The organism is Persephonella marina EX-H1, assembly GCF_000021565.1.
GTDB lineage: Bacteria > Aquificota > Aquificia > Aquificales > Hydrogenothermaceae > Persephonella > Persephonella marina.
Map to the genome: position 1 here is coordinate 1,226,725 of NC_012440.1, position 23,518 is coordinate 1,250,242.

Sequence of the window (23,518 nt, forward strand, 5' to 3'; positions counted from 1 at the left end):
TTTTACTCCCTTAGTAATAAAGAAATATCTTCTGCATATAATTTTTTTAGTTCACCAATACTAACATCTACCAATGGCTCATACATAAAAGCATTTATATGGATATACTCAGGAGTTATAATTAAAACTCTTTCTAATTTTTTCAATGTTTCGCTGTCATTTGAAATTTCTCTAAATCTCTCAAACAAATATCTTGTAAATTTCCATTCATTTTCATCAATGTCGTTATTTAATTTGCTTAACATATACTTTTCTGCTTTCAATCTTGTTGCTATAGCCAAAACAATCTTACCTTCTAGTTTTATATGGTTATCCCTATCATTTTTTATTATATCTGTTATATTAAATATCATCTCATATATATTTGTATTTAATTCTTCATTTGTAAATAAACTTGCAAAAAGATTACTTACATCGAAATTCTTAATATACTTTTCATAAATCTCTTTTAAATCCTTAAGCTTTATATTTTTACTTGGTTTATAATGCAGACAGTATGTTAATTTTTTGTAATCTTCGCTGCTTTTTCCTTCAATATACTCTGCTAAATTCCTAATAAATGGAATTGTAGCTATAAAAATTTTTTTTGCATTTTTTTTATTTGTCCCAGAAGAACCATTTGCAAAATTTTCTAAATATTTTTTCCATTCCTCGAAGGGATTAGAAATTTCTTTTAGGTCATTTAGTTTGATTTTACCATTTGGTAATCTGTTTGCGATTTTACATTTATTTTTATTTACAATTATTCTACTTCTTATAGTTCTAAAAAAGTCAAAATTATGAGTTAAGATAATAATGTAAAAATTTTCATATTCTGCAATTTCTTTGAGATATTCAATAATTGCATATTTGTTCTTATAATCAAATGAGTCTGCAATATCATCTATTATTATTATTGTATCCTTGCCTGATTTTTTTTGAGCCTCTAAGTCAAAAATAATGTCTAATAAATATAAAGCTCTTTTTTCTCCATTGCTTAATTTTGATATGAGATTTTTTTTGTCGTTGTATTCTTTCTTATCTTCTCCGTCTTTAAAAATAAATTTTATACTCGGAACATCCTGTTTAAGGATAACTTCTTCTTTATTCTCTATAGCCAATTCAAAAGGCATATCTATAAACTTATTATTAAAAATCTCTATTATCTTTTCCCAATCTGTTTCTTCATTGCGAGCTTTCTCTAAGAGGTTATTTAAATCTTCTTTGTATTTATTGTATTTTTCAATAAAATTTAATGATGACTCTTTTAGTTTTATCAAGTATGAAAGCCAAATTTTCTCTTTAAATTTTTTCAAATTTTCAAATTCTACTATTATTTTGGGATTTTTTCGTAGTATAGAACGAAAATTTCTTAGTTTTTGGTTCCTATTTAAACCCTTGTCTATTTTTTCAAATATACTTTTTAATTCTTCATTTTCTAAGATTTTTTTCTTTTGTTCTTCTAAGAACTTATTTAACTCTTTTTCATTATTAAACTCTTCTTTATTAGTTCCATTTGATAAGCTAATGGTATGTCCTGCTTTAAAAAAATTGTTTCCTTTGAGACTTTTTATAACTTCATTGGCATTATAATGGTCAAAATTTTCTCTAAAGTATGGTGATTTATTGATAAGTTCTTTATACTTTTTTATATAATCTTCTATATGTTTCTTCACGTCCTTATTGCTTAAAAGATTTAAAACATCATTATTAAAAATGTCTGAATATACCAACTCTGAATACTTAGAATAATTATCATCTTTTTCTTTTAATTTTTTATCAATTTCAGTAAGAAAATCTTCTAAACTTTTATTAAATTCTTCTTTGAAAATATTTTCAATGTCTTTAGGTTTTACTTTTGAAATATTACTTAGTTCTTTTATCAATATATTTTTTTCATCTTTAAAATCTTTATAAATTTTATCATAATTAGCTCTTAACTTTTTACTTGCTAACAAAACGGAAATACTTTTAGAAGCATAATCTTCATTATATGATTCAATAACAAATACATTTTCCCGATTTAAATCTTCACCATTTAGTTTTAATTCAACCTTAGTTTCTCTGTGTGGAAAATGTAAATCTTTTGTCTCTTTTTTTTCTGAATAATCTTTAAAAGTTTTAGCAAAAGAGGTTTTCATTGTCCCATTTGGTGCATATATTGCAAAAACTCTGCCATTTTCGAAGTTAAACTCATAATCTAATTTTCTTATTCCATAACAATTTTCGAGTTTCACCTTCAATATCATTATTTTTTCCCTCCCCATTATTTATAGTTTTTAATCTAACCTTTCCAGTCAAAAGAAGCTCCATAGCTCCTTTTTTAATTTGTTCGTATTTTTCTTTTTTCTTTTTAAGGGCTTCTATTTCGGCATCCATATCTGAAAGGATTTTAGCAATGGCTTGTTGTTCTTCAAGGGTTGGGGGAATATATATTGATAGTTCTTTAACACTATCTATTTTTAAATTATTAACTCCAGAGCCTGCGGCTAATAGGTCAAAACTTTTTTGAACTTTATAGGAAGATAATAGATAATAAAAAAATTCAATGTTTTGTTTTCCCTTTCTTTTTAATAATAACCAACCATCATGGATACAACCTTTAATTTTACTTATATATGGTCTACCATAACTCATTGAGTTAGATAAAATTAAATCATTATAGTTCACAACTACTGATTGTTTAGCTCCTTCTTGAGTTATCTTAATTTCGGTTTTTACCAAATATTTATCTTCAGGCTTAACATCGCTTATTTTAATCCAATTGATACCATTGCTTTTTTTCGTAATATACTTTTCTATAGGTCTTGGTGAAGCTCCTCTTTTTATATCAAAAACTTCCCCTAATTTCATCTTAACCCATTTACCCTTAAACCCTTGAAGTCTTTTTTTTCCTGTTAGAAGCTCCTGCATTGCTCCTTTTTTGATGAGTTTCTTTTTTTCTATGAGTTTATCAAGGCTTTCTATAAGGTTATCAATATCACTTAAAACTTTAGCTATATCTTTTTGTTCGGGGAGGGGTGGGAGAGGTAGTAAAAGATTTGATAATTGATATTGTGAAAGTGTTGGTATGGCTTGACCATCTAAAACTTTATTTAATAAATTTTTAAAAGTAAAAGAATTCAAGTAAAAATTAATAAATTTATTATTAGTCCTTTTGAAAACCTTTATTATTACTAACTGTGGATTTATTGTAGTAGGAAATACGACTTTTTCAATAATAGCTACTTTACCCAAAGTTGAACCTGTCTTTACAAATATAATATCCCCTGTTTTAATTTTTATTTCAGGGGATTCTTCATATTTATTCCATGAAACAAATGTTAGATTTGATTTTAAATTTAGCTTACCATCTACTATATTAATAGGACTCAAAGAAATAGCACCTCTCCAAGGCTTTACAATATCCTTTTTTGTATATCCTCTAAAGCCTATTCTCCCTACAATTTTTGAAACTTCTCCCAACCTCTTAACTTCCCAATCCTCTGGAATAATCCCTATTTCAGTTTTTTTATATCCTGTTGGTATTTTATTATTCATTATTTTTTCCTCTATCAATTAATTCATAAGCCAAACTTGCCAAAACTATATAATGAATAGCCAAATTTTTATCTATTTTATAAGCAGGTGTGTGAACCTTTTCATTGCGAAAAAATTGAATTGCCATGTGTAAAAATTTTACTCCTTCAAAAAAATCCCTTTCAGTTTCGTTTTGAGGTGAATGTCCAAAAATCTTTTCATAATTTTGTTCTCTAAATGCTTCTGTTGCTCTTTCTTTGCCTGTAATCTCTCTTAATTTTTCTCTTACAATTTTAAAAGACTCTTCAACAGCATGAAAATAATGTCCGTCTGCTAATAATTCCTTGACATGAGCAAAAACTTTATTGTTTAGAACTATATTGATATTTCCATTAATTATGTTTGCTTCTAAATTCGATACTTCTTTATTTAAATCAATAATATTGTTATCTAATTTTTTAGCTATTTTATAAGCCGCCTTTATTAACTCATCGGGATAATTTTCTTTTTTGAAATCACCTATTAAAATTTTATGCTCAATGTATTCTATTAGCTTTATAATACTTTTGGCCACTGTTTTGTTGTCTTCAATTCTCCAGAAAGCACGTAATCTATTTGCTTTAGAACCTGAGCGATAATTGTATTTGTCATCAAATATATTAACGTTAAGCTCTTCTTTAAAAAATTCCTCCATTGATAAATTGCTAAAATCTGAGACATATCCATCACCCATTTCAAAAAGTTTTTCTAAAACCTGTTTATCAAAGGTGTTTAAATTTGCCATTTTATCCTACCTAAAAACTAAATCCCATTGTTTTTAAATGCTCTTTTACTTTTTGCTCGTATTCTTCTGCTTCTTTCTCAATTTCAGGTAATGGATTTTCGTATCTTTCATAAAGTTCTTTTATTCTATTAATCAGTTTCATAATTAATTCTTCAATCTCATCATTTACCGCTTCTTTTAAAGATTTCAACCATTTTTTATTTATTACTAAATCTCTAACTTCTTCCTGTGTAAAACTTTTATACTTTTCAAGAAGTTTTTTATCAAGCTCTTTTTCTTTCTCTTTTATCTCTTTCTTAAGATCTGCCTCTTTTTCTAAAAGGTTTAGGTATTTTTCTAAAATACTAATCTCTTTTAAAAATTCTCTATTAGTATCTTTTGCTATTAAATTTTGAGTTTTTTCCTCAAGTTCATTTTTTAAACTTTTAATTTCTTTCTTTTTATCTTTTATGACTTTTAAAATTTCTAAGAGTTCGTTTAGAAGTTTTTTTTCTTTCTCATCAGAAGTAGTTTTAGCTTTTTCTTTTAAATACTTTTGAGAAAGCTCTTTTTTAGAGAAAATACCTAAAGAATGGGCTAATTCCAATTTGTTTAGCATTAATATCTCCAATTCTTTTTCAAGTCCTAATAATTGATTATATTCATCTTCGAAATATTCCTCCCACGCTAATCTTTTAAAATCTTCTAAATTTTCTAAAACATCAGATTTTTTCTCTACCTCAAATAACGCTTCATCTTCTCCAGAATTTTCTTCTTTTAACTCTTCTCTTTGTCTGATAATTTCATCTTTTTGTGCTTCCAAGCTTTCAATTTCTTCTTTTTCTTCTTTGAAAAATTCATTTATAACAATATCTTTTGGCAAAATATCACAAGTCCAACCTTTGTCTATTTCTTTACCTTTCTTGTTCTTCTCTATTATTCTATAAGGTTCTGCAACCCAGCCTTTTTCAATAATCATATAGATATCATCTTTTATTGTTTCATCCCAGTAATCCATAAGAATTTGATAAATTGCATACTCATCAATCAGATTTAAAGGTTTATAAAATTCAAGTAAACTTTCTGAAATAGTTTTGATAAACTCTTTTGGATGAGTGTTTTTATCAATTCCTGTTAAAATAGGCATATTTTCATCTGTCCATTTTTCAAATACTGCTAAAGCATGTGATTTGAACTCTTTCACTTCTTCCGCATTTTCTATGATTTCTGTTAAGTTATCAATATCAACATTCAAAGTGTAATAACCTTCTTCTTTTTTTCTAAATAACCGATTTTTTAAATCATTAAAAACATTTAAAATTTCTATCTTGTCTATATCCCTTTTTGGAATGCCTCCATGTAAATGTGCATAAATATCTTGAATATCTTCTTTTTCTGTACTTTCAATATATCTTGGAATATTTAAGTTGTAGTCATTTTTCTCAATCTCCTCAAGGCTTACCATACGGGAATAGCCAGGGATTTCTTTAAAATTAACAAATGTATCTACAATTTTATGAATATCCCTTTCTCTTAATCTGTTTTTGTTTCCGTCTTTCCTGTATCCCTTAGATGCATCAATTATAAAAATTCCTTTTCTTGCTTGAGCATTTTTTTTGTCTATTACTAAAATAACAGCAGGAATACCAGTTCCATAAAATAGGTTTGGAGGCAAGCCTATAATACCCTTTATATATCCTTTTTTAATCAAATTCTTTCTAATCTCAGCTTCAGCATTCCCTCTAAATAAAACACCATGAGGCAAAATAATTGCACCTTTTCCTTTAGACTTTAGAGACTTTATAAAATGAAGTAGAAAAGCATAATCTCCATTTTTAGCTGGAGGAACTCCATCGTCAAATCTGTGGTATTGGTCATTTTTTACATTAACACCATCCATCCAGTTTTTTTGTGAAAATGGTGGATTTGCAACTGCAAAATCAAATGTTTTTAAACTTCCATCAGGATTTTTAAATTTAGGGTGTGATAATGTATTCCCTTGTGCTATTTCCGCATCAGGTCTTCCGTGCAGTATCATATTCATTCTTGCAATATTAGCTACATTTATATCTATTTCTTGTCCGTAAAGGGATATTTTTACAGGAGCTTCATCTGCTACTTTTAAAAGCAGAGAACCACTTCCACAAGTTGGGTCGTATGCTGTTTGGTCTGGTGAGGTTGCTTTTTCAACACCGATAATTTTAGCCATTACTCTTGATACTTCAGCAGGAGTGTAAAACTGTCCTTTGCTTTTACCTGCTTCTGTTGCAAATTTCTTCATAAAGTATTCATATACGTCACCGAGGATATCGTCTCCATCCGATCTGTTTCTTGAAAAATTAAGCTCTGGATTTTCAAAAATACCTATAAGCTTTGTTAATCTATCAACCTTTTCTTTTCCAGTGCCAAGCTTTGTATCATCATCAAAATCAACTATATCTATCACACCCTTTAAACCATTTTCTTCAGCTAATTTTGATAAAACTATATTTATTCTTTCTCCAATATTTTTTTTACCTTTTGCTTCTATTAAATCGTCAAAGCTTCCACCTTCAGGAACTATAAATCCATCTTCATTATAAGGGTCTCCTTTGTATTTGTCTGTTACATACTTAACAAATAGGATAGTTAATACATAGTCTTTATACTGGCTTGCATCCATTCCCCCTCTGAGTGCATTTGCAGCCTCCCAAAGATGATTGTAAAGTTGTGTTTTCTTGATTGCCAAGATTTAAACCCTCCTATTTCTTGGTACTTGAAAAACTCCCATTTCTACAGGTGAATTGTTTCAATACAATCTAAAATTATGATATTACATCATGTTAAGAATCATGTCTATTTTTCCTTCTGTATTACTTTTCCTTTAAATTTCAATTTAAAATTATTTTAACCAAAATGGCCATAAACGTATACCCTCGCTATGTGTTTCACATAGTATAATTTCTGTATCTACTATAAATAATCATCCGGATTTTCAATAACTTCGTATCAAAGCTCTACGGTTCTTCTTTTATCTAAATAACAATCAAACATTTTAGATAATTTTTTGTAGCTTGGTTTTATTCCTTTTTTCTTTAAATATTTAACTGCACTTTTAATTTCTTCATCCGTTGGGAAATAATGTTTATTACTAAATTGTTTAATAAGCTCATCATACCAGAAAGGAATGTATTCAATACCTCTGTTTAGAAATGGAAATCCTATTTTATTATCTTTAATATATTTTTCAAAACTATCTTTACTTTTAAATATCTCCATAGCTACTGTGAATAAAATATAGTGTTCTTTTATAGATAGATCTTCTAGAAATCTTTTCTTTTTGTTTTTCTCTTCGGGAAGTTGGATATTTAATAAATGAGATTCTTCGTTTAGTAATTCGATTGTTCGGAAATTATAAAAATATAAAAATCTTAAAACTTGCTTAAGTATAGGAAAAAAGAAAATAGATAAAATGGGTTTTCCTTCAAATATAAAAACTCCTGATTCCAATATTTCATTTATTTTCTGTATATTTTTGAAACCACTCGATAATTTGGATACATACTTGATAGGAGACTGACTAAAAGAAAATCCACATTTATGACAGTGATATTCTTTTATATCATATTTTCTTTTGTTTGGAGAAAATACTTCTCCACATTCTGGACAGTTATCGTATAAAAAACATTTATGCTTTAAACAAATTGTAGAAAAAGATAACCTCCAGTATTTTTTTAAATATTGTTCTTTACTTTCTTTTAAACATAAAGGACAAAATCTTATCGCTTTTTTTATAGCTCTTCCTTTTCTAAATCTCGGCTGTAAAATAAATAAATTTCTGTTTGATTTATTTAAATTTATAAACAGGTATCCTTCATACGATTTTAATGTCATACCTAAAAAGTCTTCTTTTTTATAATAGGTTTTAGAAACTAACTGTTTAATAAAATTTTCATTGATCCCAACTAAATCAATATCTCTGTGAAATATATGTCTATCAAAATTATAAAAATATAAAGATATAAAAGCTGGAGGGTTCATATAGTGAGCATAAGCCTCTCTTAATAGCCATGAAGATAAAAGCTCATTTTTTAATGGCTTTAGTCTTATTGGAAATTTAGAGTTTTTATGTTTGAAAGTATTTGAGTAAGATGATTGGCTTTTAAAATAATCTCCCAATTTTATAAATTCCTATATTAATTTAAATGTATAATATCTCTACTTTGTGATAATGGAATATAATCAATTTCCTTTAAATCTTCCTCAGATATTTTTTCTTTTCCAGTCTTTATAGCATTTATTGCCATTAGATTTACTATTTCTACAATTTCACCTATTAATCCTTCACTATAAGTTAGTATCTTATTAGCTAATTGCATATTTTTGTGAATATAAGAAGGTTTTCTTAAAGGAAGAGTCTTCTCTAAAGAGAGTAATAATCCTATGTAATTTTTATTAAATGACCATCTCTCCAAATAGACGGGTCTAAATCTACTGCTTATCTGTTTGTCAGTACTAACGGCATTAACTGCTTCTATTATTCCTGCTAAAACTATAGGAATTTTTAAAATATTTGATAAGTTTTTTATAGCATTCATAAACTCTCGCTGTTTACTGAAATTTCCGCTTAAAATATTGTGAATTTCATCAATTATTAGCATTCTTACTTTGAAAACTTTAAAGAAATATACGATTTTTTCTTCTTGTAAAGATAAAGTTTCGCTCTTCCTTACTTCAATATTCAAGCTCATAAATATGTAATTATACAAAGCCTTAATATCGGGTCTGGGTGGAGCTTGAACCATAACAACAGGGATTTGTGCTGCTTCTATTTCCTCAATAGGAGGATTTAAATCATGGAATTTTTTGATAATACTTGTTTTTCCATTATTACTCTCTCCTACTAATAGTAAATTAGGCATTCTGCTTCTTGGAGGTTCGTTCATTAAATTATTTAATTTCTCTATAATTCTTTTTGCCTTTGGGTAATAAACAAACTTTTCGCTTTTAATGTAATTAATTCTTATTTTATCCGATGCATATAACTTTTCTTTTGTTTTTTTCTCTAGAAACTTTAGGTACTCTTTATCAAAATCATAAAGACCCATGATATTATTCTCCTATATCAATATCAAAGTTTGGAATATTATCTAAATCAAAATCTACATTTAAATTAGTATCTTTTTTCTGAGTATTATTGCTACTTCCTAAGTATTCTTTCCTATTTTCTAAATAATTTTTAGATGACTTCTTACGGCGTACTTTTTTAGATTTTTTTACAGCCTCCTTTTCTATTTCTCTAAGTTTTTTAAATTCTTTAAAAATATTAACTTCATTCTTTTGATCAATTTTTTTCTTAGACAAATATTTCTTAACCTGTTTTAACTCTGAGAGAGTTATTTTAGGATTGAGTGTATTCCTATAAGGTATTTCAAAATAATGTTCTATGGAAGAATCCCATAAATAAATTTTACTTAAGTCCATAGGGTCGTATTTTATTGTATATTTTTTATTCCTTTCGAGATTTATGTATTTTTTCAAGCTTTCACTGAAATATTTTATTCCAAATAAACTAATACCATCTTTTTGTATACTTCTATATACAGTTGGTAATAATGATATTCTTATTCTTTCAATTTCATCTGTAGGTATTATTGGAGGTAGTCCTATACTTCTATTTTTTTCATCAAAAATACCTTTTTTATATTTTTCTTCAGGAGATATACCTAAAGATGAATGCTTCTTTTTATGATATATGTTCACAATATAACTAGCTATGTATTTCTCAAGTTCAAATAACGTATAAGCAGAATGCTTTTCTGAGTTATAATTCTCCCTATAGGTTTTATTGGAAAATGTTGTACCTGGTAGATTGTGCATTTCCTCATTAAGAGTTCTCATAAATCTTTCTATATGTCCTCCAAAATGAGGAGATCCTTTAGGTCTATAGTTTATTTCGATTTGATACATATCACAAAAATCCTTTAATGCTCGACTGTGAAATTCTTTTGCATTATCTAAATGTAAAGACTTAGGAACACCGTATATAATCCACGCACCTTCTATTCCTAATTTTTCTAAATATTCTTCTTTAGTAGATATACCTAGCATTAATAATTGACCTATTGAAAAGACACTTGGGAATTCTAATGAAATAAAAAAACTGTAAACCATTCTACTATATATATCCATAGCTATAGTTATCCAAGGTCTGCCTACAGGTTGCCTGTGTATTTCATCTACTACAATTATGTCAAGTAAAGTATGATCTATTTGAATAACTTCTAAGGGGAAATTTACTTCAAAACTTTTTTCAGAGCTTTTAAACTTACTTAAGTATTTAGTTTTTCCATACCTTTTTTTACATACTTCTTGTTTATCAAGGTCATTAGCTCTTCTCCAAACAGTGGAAAGGGATGGAGGTTTTAAGTTGTTTTCTTCACAAAAGATACATATTTCATTATAAATTCTACTAATAGAATATTTTTGCTTTGACAAGTACTTTTCTTTTAGAAAGAGTTGAATTATATCTTCTACTTCATCATTAAATTTGGTTTTTCTTTTTTTTAAAAAACATCTATTTGGAACTAATGATTCTAAAGATTCTGTTTTTTCAAAACTCTTTATCCATCTGTAAAGTGTAGACACAGATAAATTGAATTCTTTTGCCCTTTTTATTACATCTTTTTTACAACGTGAACTGGTTAAAAGTGGTTTTATAATTTCATACCTTCTTTTTGCTATTTCAAATTCTTTTGATGATTTGTCTGAAAACTCACTATTTACTATCTTATTAAATTTATTCTTAAGATTTTCATCGTATGGTTCTATATCTTTAACCTTTATTATTTCTGAGATTCCATTTTCTAAATCCTTAGCTATGACACTTTGTAAATCAGATTTAAAAGATAAGATCTCATAAAGTTTATCCTTATATAAAAACTTAGTTCCTTGCTTAATGGATATTTTCATGGCGTCTCCTTATTGTAGAAACAAAACAGAATCTACGGACAGTTCCTTTCGTAAGTTTGTCCTCAATTCTTTTTTGTATAATAGAAACCAAATAACGGGTAATACTTTGCTTTTTTCTTCTATCTGAAGTAAATCTTTTATTGATTTACTACCGTACTTTGATAGAAAACAAAAAATTTTTCCACTAATATCATCAAAATTTTCTGGTTTGATTCTGTGTAATCTCAAAAACTCTATATTCTTCAACAGAGTCTCATTTAGATCTTCATCAGTAAAAACTTTAAATTCATAACCGTTTTTTAGACAATAACTTTTTATAGTTTCTAATTTATTAATTAATTTCTTATCTCCCTTATCTATTTCACTCTTATATTTTATTTTATTTCTCCTATAACTTCTTTTCCGTTCTTATAGATGATATAAACATCAGGTATATATATAACTTTTCTGTTATTAACTTCACCTAGAATCTCTATAGGTTGTTCTATATATTTATCTACATTTTCATCATACTCTAACATTAGGAATATTTTTTTCTCCAGTTGAGATTCAAATTCTACTCGTCTATTATTTTTTATACTAAAAAATGAACCTGCTACAGAACGTGACTGGATAGGAATTTTTCTAATTTTTTGCATAGCTATAACCTATACAAACTCTTTTTAATTCTTAAGCTTAAAGGTAAAGTCTCAAACGAAAAGTTGCAAGCTTTCTGAAAAAGATAAGTGTAGTTTCAATGTTTTTGAAAAAAGTCTCAATTCTTATGAAAAAAAATTACGATAAATAGATATTTAGATCATAATTTGGTATCATTATATGTGAAAAACTACAATTGTTGTAGTTTTTCAGAAAATATGAAACTTTTTCAGATAGATTGAAACCTTATTTATCTATTCCATAAATCCACTTTTTAAGTCCAAGAATCATTAATCTATTCTAAGTATTTTTAATATTGTAAATTTCCATCAAGTTATAATGTGTATGTACATCATAATTTAGGGGGACTGATTTGAAGAGAACCCAGATTTACTTAGATGAAGATATTTATAACTATTTAAAAGCCGAAAGTAAAAAAAACGGGAAAAACTATATCCGAAATTATAAGAGAAAAGCTCAGAGCAGAAATAAGCCAGACTAAAGAAAATCTTATAAAAACAATTGATGAAGTAGCTGGAATATGGAAAGATAGAACTGAAGATATTGAAAAAACAGTGAGAGATTTAGGGAAGAGAAGAAGAATAAAAAATTCTGAAATAAGTCTATAATTAAAACTTACTATAGCTTAAACAATCTCACTCCATGAACTTCCTATCATGCCCTTAAAACTGATAAAATATTAATGTTAAAAAAATTTCAGACAGGAGATATTATGAGAAAGTTAGCTGTTGCTCTAGGACTGCTGGTTTTTGTGATAACAGGTTGTGCACAATTCCAGACAATGACATCTAAGGAACCTGTTCAGCTTGTTGCTAAAACAGAAAACTTAGGCAGATACAGTTTTGTAGTTCCTGCCAACTTCAAGTTTAAAGAGAACTACTCGTTCATATTTGAGAACAATGGTGATGTTAGAGCTTATCTGATATACATGGGTAAAGGATCTGTTGCAAAGCTTGTAGATTTCTTTGATAAGAACATGCCTAAAAAAGGATGGAATCCGGATGTCTCACTTGTAGGGAAGACTGCTGTTCTTTCATACACAAAGGATAACAAGCTCATCATTATGAAAATAGAGCCGCATATGGGATTTACATACCTTAAGGTTATGCTTACAACACAGTAATTGATTTAATCCATTTAAGGTATAAATTGTTTTTGCTTTTGCGGGTGTGGCGGAATTGGCAGACGCGCAGGATTCAGGATCCTGTGGGCGAAAGCCCGTGTGGGTTCGACTCCCACCACCCGCATATTTTATGATATAATCTTTCCTCACTTTGCGAGCGTGGCGGAATTGGCAGACGCGCAGGACTTAGGATCCTGTGGCCGCAAGGCCGTGAGGGTTCGACTCCCTCCGCTCGCATTCAATGTTTTCCCAATATTTTCAACTGTTTCAGAGATTTTTCTCTATTTGGAAAATTCCAGAAAATTCCTAAAAATTTGGTTGCATTCTGCACCCAGTTTTCACCCAGGCTAATTAATAGTTAAAATCTTATCTATACGATGGTATCATATAAAATTATTGCTTTTTATACGATGACGTCGTATAGTTATACACAGAATTTACGATAAAGGATAGACAGATTGGAAGAGATTTTTTACAGATTCAATCCATGGTGGGAAGAAGAATTCAAAATAAATTTTATCGATAGACCTAAATATACAATTCCTTTATTGTCATCTATAGATAAACCATCTATTGAAATAATTACAGGACTTCGCCGCATAGGTAAAACATCAATAATGAAAATACTTATAAATAAACTCATAAACGAAAAAAACGTACAGCCAAATCGTATATTTTTTATATCCTTAGATTTTTATAAGCTTGAAGATTTAAGCGTATTAGACATAGTAGAAGAATATCTAAAATTACAAAAGATACCCTTTTCAGAAAGAATTTATCTCTTTTTAGATGAGATTACATATAAAAAAGATTTTTCAGTGCAGTTAAAAAACATTTATGATCTTTATAATGCAAAGATATTCGTTTCTTCCTCTTCCGCATCAGTTCTAAAGGATAAAAAAGCATATTTGACAGGAAGGGAAAAGATCACAGAGGTTTTACCACTTGATTTTGACGAATTTTTAAACTTTAAAGAAATAAAAATTAAAAAGGCAGATAAACATTTACTAAAAGCCTACTTTGAAGATTATATGAAAATTGGAGGGATACCAGAGTATGTTTTGACAGAAGATATAGAATACATAAAACAGTTAGTAGATGATATTATCTATAAAGACATAATAGCTATGCACAACATAAAAGAAAAAACTGCTGTTAGAGAATTTTTCTTTTTGTTAATGGAAAGAGCAGGGAAACAGTTAAGTTTAAATAAAATATCCAAAGTATTAGGTATAAGTGTTGATACAGCAAAAAGATTTTTTGAGTATTTCTTAGACACATATATAATTTATGCAATAGAAAGATGCGGAAAGCTGAATAAAAGATTAAAATCACCTAAAAAAATATATGCTGGGGATGTTGGGATAAGAAATATGATTACAGGTTTTAGAGATTTAGGAGCAGTGTTTGAAAATTTAGTGTTTCTAAAAATAAAAAATAGAAAATCCTGTTATGTTTTACATGACGGCATAGAACTTGATTTTTTAACAGAAGATAAAATCCTTATTGAGGCAAAATATGAAAGGGATTTAAACGAAAAACAGCTTAAATTATTTAACGAATATCCAGCAAAAGAAAAAATCTTAGTTGATAGTTTTGAAAAATATCAAAGCTTATAGTAATTAAAGACAGAAGAATTAACTCTGTCCCGATTTAAAAAAATCGGTCCTTCGGGACACTTGACGAACTAATAGAATAACGATACTTTTAGATAAAGCCCATATAAAATAAAGAAAATATCGGGACAGTTCAATGAATGAAAAGCTGATCATAGAAAAACTGCTGAATATTAGATTGCTCACATAATCCCCATATACTTGTGAACCTGTGGGATAACCCTCGCTTCAATACTGTGTTTTTCAAGAAGTTCTCTCTGTAATTTTAGAGCCTTATCTATCATATCTTTTCTGTTGCTTTCAGGCTGAAGTATAAGCGGTTTTTCTGTGTAATATATCTGATACATAAGAATATCTTTTATTCTCAGGGTCTCATCAACAATAAATTTAAACTCATCAACAGACGGTATTAGTTCTTTATTTATGAAATAAAAGGAGTCAGGTTTTGGGGAGACAACGATGTATATACTTTCTCCAAACTCTCTTAGAACATTTTTAACCTCCTCTGTAAGAACAGTCCCGTTTGTCTCTATTATCAGACTGTAACCTTCTTTAATAATTTCTGTCATCAGTTTATCAACATTTTCACATATTAAAGGTTCCCCACCTGTAAGACAGACTTTTCTGTTTGGATATCTTTTCAGTTCAGAAATTATCTCATCTGATGTAAGTTTGCTGAAGGTTTTTCCATCATAAGAGTAAGGTGTATCACACCACTCACACCTTAGATTGCATCCTTCAAGTCTTATAAATGTTACCGGATAACCTATTAAGCTACCTTCTCCTTCAATTGAAGGGAATATCTCAACTACATTAAATTTTTCCAATAAATCAACACCCTGATAAAAATTGACACAGGTAAAATAATATATCTGTTTTTACTTTAAATTCAAAGAAGGGGAGAGATCTCTCCCCTAACTGAGGGCTGAAAGTTTCTCTTTTACCTGAGAGAGTTCTTCCTGAATTTTGGAGTATCTCTCAGCGGACTGTGGATCTGTTTTCTTCCTGAGCTCTTTTGATAATCTGGAAAGCTTTCTGTATTCCTTCTGGTAAAACCATTTTGCTATCTCATTTGCTGTTTTAAATAGATCTTTGCTGTAAGCTCTTAGATTCCTTTTGAATCTTCTCAGCTCCTTTTTGGGAGCGTGTATTGAAAGAAGTTTCAGATCCTTGTCTTTACCTTCAAGGGCTATCTTTTCCATAACAGATCTGAAAGAGCCCTGATACTTTCTCTTTTCACCACTGACAGAAACCCATACCTCCATATCCGCACCTCCTATGAGTTTTCTTTCAATGGTGAAAAGTTACCTGTATTTCTAATATAAATATCGCCAAGTGCTGTTAATTTACAAGGCTCATTACACGATGGGTAGTTTGATAAAACAAGACTGCACAGAATATTATTATACAGCTCTTCACTCTCTTTTTCATTAAGCTGTTCAACTATACCAATCTTCAGATAAAGATTTTCATCTTTGTAATTTCTGTATATACATTTCAGTTCCCTGATATGACCTTTCAGCTTACATATCTTCTCTTTTACAGAACTTCCATAACTATGTCCGATCAGAACGACGGATAATCTCTCCTCAGGAATAATATCACCTGATAGGAAAACGAAGAAACCATTCTTCTCAAGAAGAGGACTGTCATTCTCCATTAATGCTTTTCTCAGATGATCAATAAACTTCTCATCCGTGTTGTACTTACCGGGCTTAAAAAGCTCAATAGGTTCACTCCATTTTATTACCACTTTTATATCTTTCATCATACATCCCTCCTCCTTTTATAATTAAACTACTCATTTCAATACAAGTATCAATGATTAATCAGTTTTGATATAATAAAAGCTTGTATTTTTTAAGAAAAATCAAAAAAGGAGTGACAGATGAGCGTTACTGTAGAAGAGAAAGGTCTTGTTAGAACACTTACTATTGAAGAAAAAGGTCAGGAGATAAAAAGTTTAATTGACAATGTTGTCAGAGAGATAGCTAAAAACGTTAATATCCCAGGTTTTAGAAAGGGACATGTTCCGCCTGCTGTGATAAAGGCAAGATATAAGCAGGCTATAAAGGAAGAGGTTGCAAGAAAGTTTATATCTGAAAAGCTACAGTCTATTTTAGAGGAGCAGAAGTTATCCCCTGTTTCACCTGATATAACCTTTGGTGATGTTGAACTTTCAGGAGACTCATTAAAGATGAAGGTTGCTTTTGAGGTTGCACCTGAGTTTGAGCTTAAGGATTATGAAGGTCTTGAGATAGAGATGATAAAACATGAGGTAAGCGATGAGGATGTAGAAAAAGCTATACAGAACCTTTTAGAACAGCACGCAACGTACAAATTAGCAGACAAAGAGGTTGAGGATGGAGATCTTATAAAGATCCACTACCACATAAAAGCTGACACAGGTGAAGAAGAGGAAGATGAGTTTGAGGTTGCTGTAGGACAGGGCCAGCTCAGACCTGAGATAGAGGAAAAGATAAAAGGTAAAAAAGCTGGAGATGAGGTGACAGCCGAGAATGTATCACTTTACAACGAGAAAGGTGAAGAGTTTGGTAAGGCAACTGTGACTGTGAGAATACTTGAGGTTAAAGAAAAGGTTCTCCCAGAGTTTAATGATGAGTTTGTGAAGAGTATAAATCTCGGTGAGAATGTTGAAGAAGCTAAGAAAAAAATAAAAGAGAGTCTTGAAAATCAGATAAAAGAGGCAAAGGAAAGGGAGCTTGAACAGAAGATCATTGATAAATTAGCTGAGCAGTATGATTTTGAGGTTCCACAATCTCTTGTTAAAGCAGAGCTTGAGTATCTACTGCAGGAGTATGCCAAACAGCTTGAGACTTACGGGATAAAACCAAATCAGGAGATGATGGCAGCCGCTGCTGAAGGTCTAAAACAGACAGCAGAGAAAAATGTCAGGGTTATGTTTGTTATAAATAAGATAGCTGAAAAAGAAGGTATCAAAGTAGAGGAAGAGGAGATAAACAGAGAGATAGAGAATATGGCCAAAGCTTACAATATGACAGCAGATCAGCTAAAACAGTATCTTGAAGAAAAAGGACTTATAAATAATATTATTTACTCGATACTTAAGAAAAAAGTTCTTGACTTAATAAAAGAAAGGGCTAATATTGTTGAGATGACAAAGGAGGAGTACGAAAAGAAGAAGGCCGAAGAGGAAAAAGCTGGAACTGAAGCAGAAAAAGAAGCTGAAGAAAAAAAGGAGGAGTAATATATGAGCAAAGATTTAGATAGTATCGTAAGCCAGTTAGTTCCTATCGTTATTGAACAGACACCAAGAGGTGAGAGAGCTTACGATATATATTCGAGGCTTTTAAAAGACAGAATTATTATGCTTGGTTTTCCTATTGATGACCATATAGCGAACCTTATTATCGCACAGCTTCTATTCCTGGAATCAGAGGATCCAGAGAAGGATATCTATATGTATATAAACTCACCAGGTGGCGTTGTGACATCAGGTCTTGCTATATACGACACTATGAGATACATAAAACCTGATGTAGTTACGATATGTATGGGACAGGCTGCATCTATGGGAGCTTTTCTCCTCTCTGCAGGAGCAAAAGGAAAGAGATACGCACTTCCAAGCTCAAGAATAATGATACACCAGCCACTTGGCGGATTTCAGGGACAGGCTACAGACATAGAGATACATGCAAAGGAGATACTGAGACTTAAGAAATACCTTAATGAAAGACTTGCAGAACATACCGGTCAGCCATTGGAAAAGATAGAAAGGGATACAGAGAGAGACTTCTTCATGTCTGCTCATGATGCTGTTGAGTACGGTCTTATAGATAAAGTAATAGAGAAGAGGTAAGTATGAACAGGATAAATAGATGCTCTTTCTGTGGGAAGACACAGGAAGAGACAAAAGTCTTAGTGGCAGGACCAAACGATATATTTATATGTGATGACTGTATAACACAGTGTAATCTACTTATAAAAGAAGAGCTTGAGAGTATTGAGAAGGACACACCTGAGCTTAAATCACTTCCAACACCTGCCGAGATAAAGAAAAAGTTAGACGAGTATGTTATAGGACAGGAAAGGGCAAAGAAGATACTTTCAGTAGCTGTTTATAACCATTATAAGAGAATATTCCATCCGGGAAGATACACAGATGATGATGTAGAACTGGAGAAAAGTAATATCCTTTTAATAGGTCCTACAGGTTCTGGTAAAACCCTCCTTGCAAGAACACTTGCAAAGATACTTAACGTTCCGTTTGCGATAGCAGATGCAACAAACATAACAGAGGCAGGTTATGTCGGTGAGGATGTTGAGAGTATCCTTGTAAGACTTGTTCAGGCGGCAGATTATGATATAGAAAAGGCTGAAAAAGGCATCATATATATAGATGAGATAGATAAGATAGCTAAAAAGTCAGGGGAAAACCCATCTATCACACGGGATGTTTCAGGGGAAGGTGTTCAGCAGGCACTTTTAAAGATACTTGAGGGAACTGTTGCAAATATACCACCTCAAGGTGGAAGAAAACATCCCCATCAGGAGTTTATACAGCTTGATACATCAAACATACTTTTTATACTTGGTGGTGCCTTTGTAGGTCTTGAGGATATTATAAAACAGAGAATTGGTAAGAAATCAATAGGATTTGCAACTCAGATAAGATCAAAAGAAGAGGAAGAAGGAAATATACTTTCAAAGGTCAGGGTTGAAGACCTTATAAAGTTTGGTCTTATTCCTGAGTTTATAGGAAGAATACCTGTTGTGGCAACGCTTGACGAGCTTGATGAGGATGCACTTGTAAGGGTTTTAACAGAGCCAAAAAACGCTCTTATAAAACAGTATAAAAAACTTCTCTCTATGGACGGGGTTGAGCTTGAGTTTACAGATGATGCTATAAGAGCGATAGCAAAAGAAGCTATTGATAGGAAAACAGGTGCGAGGGGCTTAAGGGCTATAGTTGAGGAGATAATGCTTGATGTTATGTACGAGATACCTCAGGCTCAGGGTGTTAAAAAGGTAGTGATAGATAAAGATGTTGTTTTGAAGAAAAAACAGCCAGTTATGATTTACGAGAAAGCTAGCTAATATGTCTGTTATAAAAAAAGTCCAGTTTATAAAAAGTGCTGTAAATCCTAAGGATTACCCTCAGCCTAAATATCCTGAGGTTGCTGTTGTAGGAAGATCCAATGTTGGTAAATCTTCCCTTATAAATGCGATATTTAAAAGAAACATAGCGAAGGTTTCATCTTCACCGGGAAAAACAAGGCTTATAAACTTTTTCCTTCTCAACGACAGGATCTCTTTTGTTGATCTTCCCGGATACGGTTACGCTGCTGTTTCAAAGGCAGAAAGAGCAAAATGGAAAAAGATGATAGAAAAGTACTTTCAAACGAGGGAAAATCTATCCCTTGTTATAATGCTTGTTGACAGCAGGCATCCACCTACAAAGTTAGATATTATGATGAAAGAATGGCTTGAGGACCTTGGAATTCCTTATATAGTTGTTGCAACAAAAGCTGACAAACTTAATCAGAGTGAGAAGGCAAGGACAAAAAAGGTTATAAGGGAAACACTTGGACTTCCAAAGGATTTTCCAGTATTTCTAACCTCAGCAAAAGAGGGAACAGGTATTAAAGAGCTTATGAGCTATGTTTTGGATTTTCTTACAGAGGAAAGATCCCATAAATCGGTAATCTGATCAGTTAAAAGCTGATAAAATATTATCTGTCAACAAATTTGAAGGTGGTGAAATTGTCTTTAATAGGTGAGATATTCAGCAGGAAAAAACCTCTTATCTGTTACTTTATGGCAGGTTATCCCTCCCTTGAAAAAAGTTATGAAACAGCAAAGGCTTTAATACAGTCAGGGGCTGATATTCTTGAGGTTGGAGTTCCATTTTCTGATCCTGTAGCAGATGGTCCAACAATTCAGGTCGCCCATGAAAAAGCTGTAAAAGACGGGATAACACCTGTAAATGTTTTTCAGCTTACTGAAAAGCTAAAAAAAGAGTTTCCAGATATTCCTTTGATATTGATGACTTACTATAACCCTATATACGTTATGGGAGAACAGGATTTCTGTAAGCTTGCTAAAGAGAAGGGAGCAGATGGTTTCATAGTGCCTGATCTTCCACCTGAAGAAGCGGAAAATTTTAAGAGAATAGCAAACAGTTCTGGTCTTGAGACGATCTTTTTACTTGCCCCAACGTCACACGAGAGAAGAATAAAGCTTATAGGTGAGATGAGCGACAGTTTTATATACTATGTTTCCCTCACAGGTATTACAGGTGAGAGGGATACACTTCCGTGGGAGGAGCTTGAGAACAAGGTCAGACAGATAAAAAAGATCACAGGCAAAAAGGTTGCTGTAGGATTTGGCGTATCAAAAAAGGAGCATACACAGAAGCTATCACAGATATCTGATGGTGTGATAGTTGGAAGTGCTGTTGTAAAACTTCAGGGTAAGGCAGATATAGAAGGGATTAAAAGCCTTGTAAAACAGCTGAAAGAGGGTATGGAATGATAACCGTTGTTGATTATGGAATGGGAAATCTGAGAAGTGTTGCTAAAGCACTTGAGAAGGTTGGGCTTGATGTGAAGGTATCCTCTGATCCTGAAGATGTTCTTAATTCAAAAGCTATCGTTGTTCCAGGTGTTGGTGCTTTTGGTGATGCTATGCATAATCTTGACAGACTTGGTCTGCTGGATCCTGTGATCAGATCAATAGAGTCTGGTAAGCCTTATCTCGGGATATGTCTTGGACTTCAGATACTTTTTGAGTATGGTTATGAGTTTGGAGAACATAAGGGACTAGGTGTTCTGAGAGGAAAAGTAATAAGATTTGAAAACAGGGAAGGCTTTAAAGTCCCACACATGGGATGGAATCAGGTCTGGATAAAACAGAAAGATGGACTTTTCTCAGATATAAAGGATGGTGAGTACTACTACTTTGTCCACTCATTTTATGCTGTTCCTTCTGAGGAAAGTGATATAGCCTCAACAACAGATTATATAACAGAGTTCTGCTCAGCTGTTCAGAAAGGAAATGTGTGGGCTGTCCAGTTTCACCCTGAGAAAAGCCAGAAAGCAGGGCTTAAATTACTTGAAAACTTTAAAGGTTTTGTAGAAAAAGAGAGCTGATGACGAATATATGATATAGTTGATAGGATTTTTATATTTTATACATTAATATAGTTACTGTATCTAAAATCAATAGAGAGGTGATAAAAATGGCTTTTCATCCTCAAGATGTAAAGTTTGATCTTGATCTTATTATGAAATATGCAAAACCTGCACCAAGATACACAAGTTACCCAACAGCTCAGGAGTTCACACCGGAGATAACAGAAAAACAGTGGAGAGAAAAAGTAATACAATCAAATAAAAGAAAAACACCCCTATCCCTCTATTTCCATATACCTTTCTGTGAGTCTGCATGTCATTTCTGCGGTTGTAATGTTATTATCACGAGAAGAAAAGAAGTAGTTCAGCCTTATTTAGAGCATCTTTTTAAAGAGATGGACATTATGTGCTCACTTTTAGACCGCTCAAGAAAGGTCGTTCAGCTCCACTGGGGTGGTGGAACGCCTAACTACCTTGAAGATGATCAGACAGTAAAACTTATGGAAGAGATAAAGAAAAGGTTTGATTTTGATGAAAATGCTGAGATGTCTATAGAGGTAGACCCGAGACATGTTACAAAGGAAAGAATATTCCTTCTTAGAAAGATAGGTTTCAACAGGATAAGTTTTGGTATTCAGGATTTTAATCCAAAAGTTCAGGAAGCTGTTAACAGGATACAGCCTGAGGAGCTTATATTTAACGTTATGTCGTGGATAAGGGAAGCCGGGTTTGAAAGTGTGAATATAGATCTTATTTACGGTCTTCCCTACCAGACTCTTGAAACGTTTACAGAAACTGTTGAGAAGGTTATAAAGCTCAATCCAGATAGAATAGCAAACTTTAATTTTGCTTATGTTCCATGGCTTAAAAGACTTCAGAGAAGAATAGATGAATCTAAACTCCCACCACCTGCTGAAAAACTTGAGATACTGAAGATGACTATAGAAAAGCTGACAGATGCAGGATACCTTTTCATAGGTATGGATCATTTTGCAAAACCTGATGATGAGCTTGCCGTTGCCCAGAGAGAAAGAACTCTCCACAGAAACTTCCAGGGATACACAACACACGCAGAGGCTGAGCTTATAGGTTTTGGTGCAACATCTATAAGCATGCTATATGATGCCTATGCACAGAACCATAAAAAGCTGAAAGACTACTATGAGATGATTGAGGAAGGAAAACTTCCTATAGAAAGGGGAATAATCCTCACACAGGATGACATTATCAGAAGGGACGTTATAATGAGGCTTATGTCCCACTTCCAGCTTTACAAGAAAGAGATTGAGGAAAAATACGGAATAGATTTTGATCAGTATTTTGCATCAGAGATGGAAGAACTTAAAGAGCTTGAAAAAGATGGACTTTTAAAGCTTTATCCAGACAGAATAGATGTAACACCTGCTGGAAGACTTCTTATAAGAAATATAGCTGTTACCTTTGATATCTATACAAAGGCTAAAAAGGAAAAGAGATTTTCCAAAGCTATATAAATGTATCTTAAAAAGTTACTATTAATATTACTGGTTGTTTTTTCTGTAGGTTACTCTGCCGTTCATCACCATCAGGACGGTAGGGTTCATTTAGACTGTCCTGTATGTTTATTCCAGATAAATAATCTGTCTGATGGTTCTGTAGAAAGCTTTGAAGCTGTAATCTTACAGTTTCCCTCAGACATATACTTTCCTGAAAATCAGGTTTTATATCTTCAGAGGATAGTCTCATACATATACCAGCGTGCACCTCCTTTATCCGATCTCTGATCGGCTTTTAAACAGGTAAAAACAATAAAAGG

At 31.4% G+C, this 23,518-nt stretch carries 22 protein-coding genes and 2 tRNA genes; 13 read left to right on the forward strand and 11 right to left on the reverse strand.

What is annotated here, in order from left to right:
• Positions 1 to 2: 2 nt before the first annotated feature.
• From PERMA_RS06485 to PERMA_RS10770, 8 genes are all read right to left on the reverse strand, one after another.
• Positions 3 to 2,228 (reverse strand): AAA family ATPase, encoded by a 2,226-nt coding sequence (locus tag PERMA_RS06485; RefSeq protein ID WP_041530896.1) that lies wholly within the window; start codon positions 2,226 to 2,228, stop codon positions 3 to 5.
• On the reverse strand, positions 2,173 to 3,519 hold the full coding sequence (locus tag PERMA_RS06490) for a restriction endonuclease subunit S (protein WP_012675578.1): 1,347 nt from the start codon (positions 3,517 to 3,519) through the stop codon (positions 2,173 to 2,175). The genes PERMA_RS06485 and PERMA_RS06490 overlap by 56 nt, the downstream gene beginning before the upstream one ends.
• Positions 3,512 to 4,282, reverse strand: coding sequence for a TIGR02391 family protein (locus PERMA_RS10535; protein ID WP_012676723.1), 771 nt, complete (start codon positions 4,280 to 4,282; stop codon positions 3,512 to 3,514). Before PERMA_RS10535 ends, PERMA_RS06490 begins: the two co-directional genes overlap by 8 nt.
• Positions 4,283 to 4,292: 10 nt before the next feature.
• A complete protein-coding gene (locus tag PERMA_RS06500) occupies positions 4,293 to 6,989 on the reverse strand; it encodes a type I restriction-modification system subunit M (RefSeq protein WP_012675904.1) in 2,697 nt (898 codons plus the stop codon).
• Between the two features lie 260 nt (positions 6,990 to 7,249).
• A complete protein-coding gene (locus PERMA_RS06505) occupies positions 7,250 to 8,419 on the reverse strand; it encodes a TniQ family protein (protein WP_012676817.1) in 1,170 nt (389 codons plus the stop codon).
• 17 nt (positions 8,420 to 8,436) lie between these two features.
• Positions 8,437 to 9,348 carry a TniB family NTP-binding protein gene (locus PERMA_RS06510; RefSeq protein WP_012675968.1) on the reverse strand — a complete coding sequence of 304 codons (912 nt, stop codon included), beginning with the start codon at positions 9,346 to 9,348 and terminating at the stop codon, positions 8,437 to 8,439.
• 4 nt (positions 9,349 to 9,352) lie between these two features.
• Positions 9,353 to 11,212, reverse strand: a complete 1,860-nt coding sequence (locus tag PERMA_RS06515) for a Mu transposase C-terminal domain-containing protein (RefSeq protein WP_012676532.1) — start codon at positions 11,210 to 11,212, stop codon at positions 9,353 to 9,355.
• Positions 11,213 to 11,586: 374 nt separating this feature from the next.
• Positions 11,587 to 11,733, reverse strand: coding sequence for a hypothetical protein (locus tag PERMA_RS10770; protein WP_012675648.1), 147 nt, complete (start codon positions 11,731 to 11,733; stop codon positions 11,587 to 11,589).
• A gap of 488 nt (positions 11,734 to 12,221) precedes the next feature.
• On the opposite strand from PERMA_RS10770, the gene PERMA_RS10905 reads away from it, so the two are divergent.
• The 5 genes from PERMA_RS10905 to PERMA_RS06540 all read left to right on the forward strand — a co-directional run bounded on the left by PERMA_RS10905 (position 12,222) and on the right by PERMA_RS06540 (position 14,611).
• Complete coding sequence (locus PERMA_RS10905; RefSeq protein WP_274377779.1) at positions 12,222 to 12,350, forward strand: hypothetical protein; 129 nt, start codon at positions 12,222 to 12,224, stop codon at positions 12,348 to 12,350.
• Between the two features lie 231 nt (positions 12,351 to 12,581).
• Entirely contained in the window at positions 12,582 to 12,992 is a 411-nt protein-coding gene (locus PERMA_RS06525) for a hypothetical protein (RefSeq protein WP_041530899.1), read from the forward strand.
• Between the two features lie 40 nt (positions 12,993 to 13,032).
• Positions 13,033 to 13,116, forward strand: a tRNA-Leu gene (locus PERMA_RS06530).
• 29 nt (positions 13,117 to 13,145) lie between these two features.
• Positions 13,146 to 13,229 (forward strand) — tRNA-Leu (locus PERMA_RS06535).
• A 221-nt stretch (positions 13,230 to 13,450) separates the two neighbouring features.
• Complete coding sequence (locus PERMA_RS06540) at positions 13,451 to 14,611, forward strand: ATP-binding protein (protein WP_012676721.1); 1,161 nt, start codon at positions 13,451 to 13,453, stop codon at positions 14,609 to 14,611.
• A gap of 179 nt (positions 14,612 to 14,790) precedes the next feature.
• On the opposite strand, the gene PERMA_RS06545 is transcribed toward PERMA_RS06540, so the two are convergent.
• The 3 genes from PERMA_RS06545 to PERMA_RS06555 all read right to left on the reverse strand — a co-directional run bounded on the left by PERMA_RS06545 (position 14,791) and on the right by PERMA_RS06555 (position 16,379).
• A complete protein-coding gene (locus tag PERMA_RS06545; RefSeq protein ID WP_012675818.1) occupies positions 14,791 to 15,435 on the reverse strand; it encodes a 7-carboxy-7-deazaguanine synthase QueE in 645 nt (214 codons plus the stop codon).
• 87 nt (positions 15,436 to 15,522) lie between these two features.
• Positions 15,523 to 15,873 carry a hypothetical protein gene (locus PERMA_RS06550; protein WP_012676559.1) on the reverse strand — a complete coding sequence of 117 codons (351 nt, stop codon included), beginning with the start codon at positions 15,871 to 15,873 and terminating at the stop codon, positions 15,523 to 15,525.
• Positions 15,874 to 15,884: 11 nt separating this feature from the next.
• Positions 15,885 to 16,379: a hypothetical protein gene (locus tag PERMA_RS06555; RefSeq protein ID WP_041530901.1), complete on the reverse strand. Its 495-nt coding sequence runs from the start codon at positions 16,377 to 16,379 to the stop codon at positions 15,885 to 15,887.
• Positions 16,380 to 16,496: 117 nt separating this feature from the next.
• Here PERMA_RS06555 and tig point away from each other — a divergent pair, with 117 nt between their 5' ends.
• From tig to PERMA_RS06595, 8 genes are all read left to right on the forward strand, one after another.
• Positions 16,497 to 17,837 (forward strand): trigger factor, encoded by a 1,341-nt coding sequence (gene tig, locus PERMA_RS06560; protein ID WP_012676184.1) that lies wholly within the window; start codon positions 16,497 to 16,499, stop codon positions 17,835 to 17,837.
• A 3-nt stretch (positions 17,838 to 17,840) separates the two neighbouring features.
• Positions 17,841 to 18,449, forward strand: a complete 609-nt coding sequence (clpP, locus tag PERMA_RS06565; protein ID WP_012675355.1) for an ATP-dependent Clp endopeptidase proteolytic subunit ClpP — start codon at positions 17,841 to 17,843, stop codon at positions 18,447 to 18,449.
• A gap of 2 nt (positions 18,450 to 18,451) precedes the next feature.
• Positions 18,452 to 19,687 carry an ATP-dependent Clp protease ATP-binding subunit ClpX gene (gene clpX, locus PERMA_RS06570; RefSeq protein ID WP_012675979.1) on the forward strand — a complete coding sequence of 412 codons (1,236 nt, stop codon included), beginning with the start codon at positions 18,452 to 18,454 and terminating at the stop codon, positions 19,685 to 19,687.
• 1 nt (position 19,688) lies between these two features.
• Complete coding sequence (yihA, locus tag PERMA_RS06575; RefSeq protein ID WP_015898951.1) at positions 19,689 to 20,300, forward strand: ribosome biogenesis GTP-binding protein YihA/YsxC; 612 nt, start codon at positions 19,689 to 19,691, stop codon at positions 20,298 to 20,300.
• A 47-nt stretch (positions 20,301 to 20,347) separates the two neighbouring features.
• Complete coding sequence (gene trpA / locus PERMA_RS06580; protein ID WP_472853286.1) at positions 20,348 to 21,124, forward strand: tryptophan synthase subunit alpha; 777 nt, start codon at positions 20,348 to 20,350, stop codon at positions 21,122 to 21,124.
• Positions 21,121 to 21,741, forward strand: a complete 621-nt coding sequence (gene hisH / locus PERMA_RS06585; RefSeq protein WP_012676911.1) for an imidazole glycerol phosphate synthase subunit HisH — start codon at positions 21,121 to 21,123, stop codon at positions 21,739 to 21,741. The genes trpA and hisH overlap by 4 nt, the downstream gene beginning before the upstream one ends.
• Before the next feature lie 89 nt (positions 21,742 to 21,830).
• Complete coding sequence (gene hemN, locus PERMA_RS06590; RefSeq protein WP_012676973.1) at positions 21,831 to 23,216, forward strand: oxygen-independent coproporphyrinogen III oxidase; 1,386 nt, start codon at positions 21,831 to 21,833, stop codon at positions 23,214 to 23,216.
• Positions 23,217 to 23,486, forward strand: a complete 270-nt coding sequence (locus PERMA_RS06595) for a hypothetical protein (RefSeq protein WP_012676148.1) — start codon at positions 23,217 to 23,219, stop codon at positions 23,484 to 23,486.
• Positions 23,487 to 23,518 lie beyond the last annotated feature (32 nt).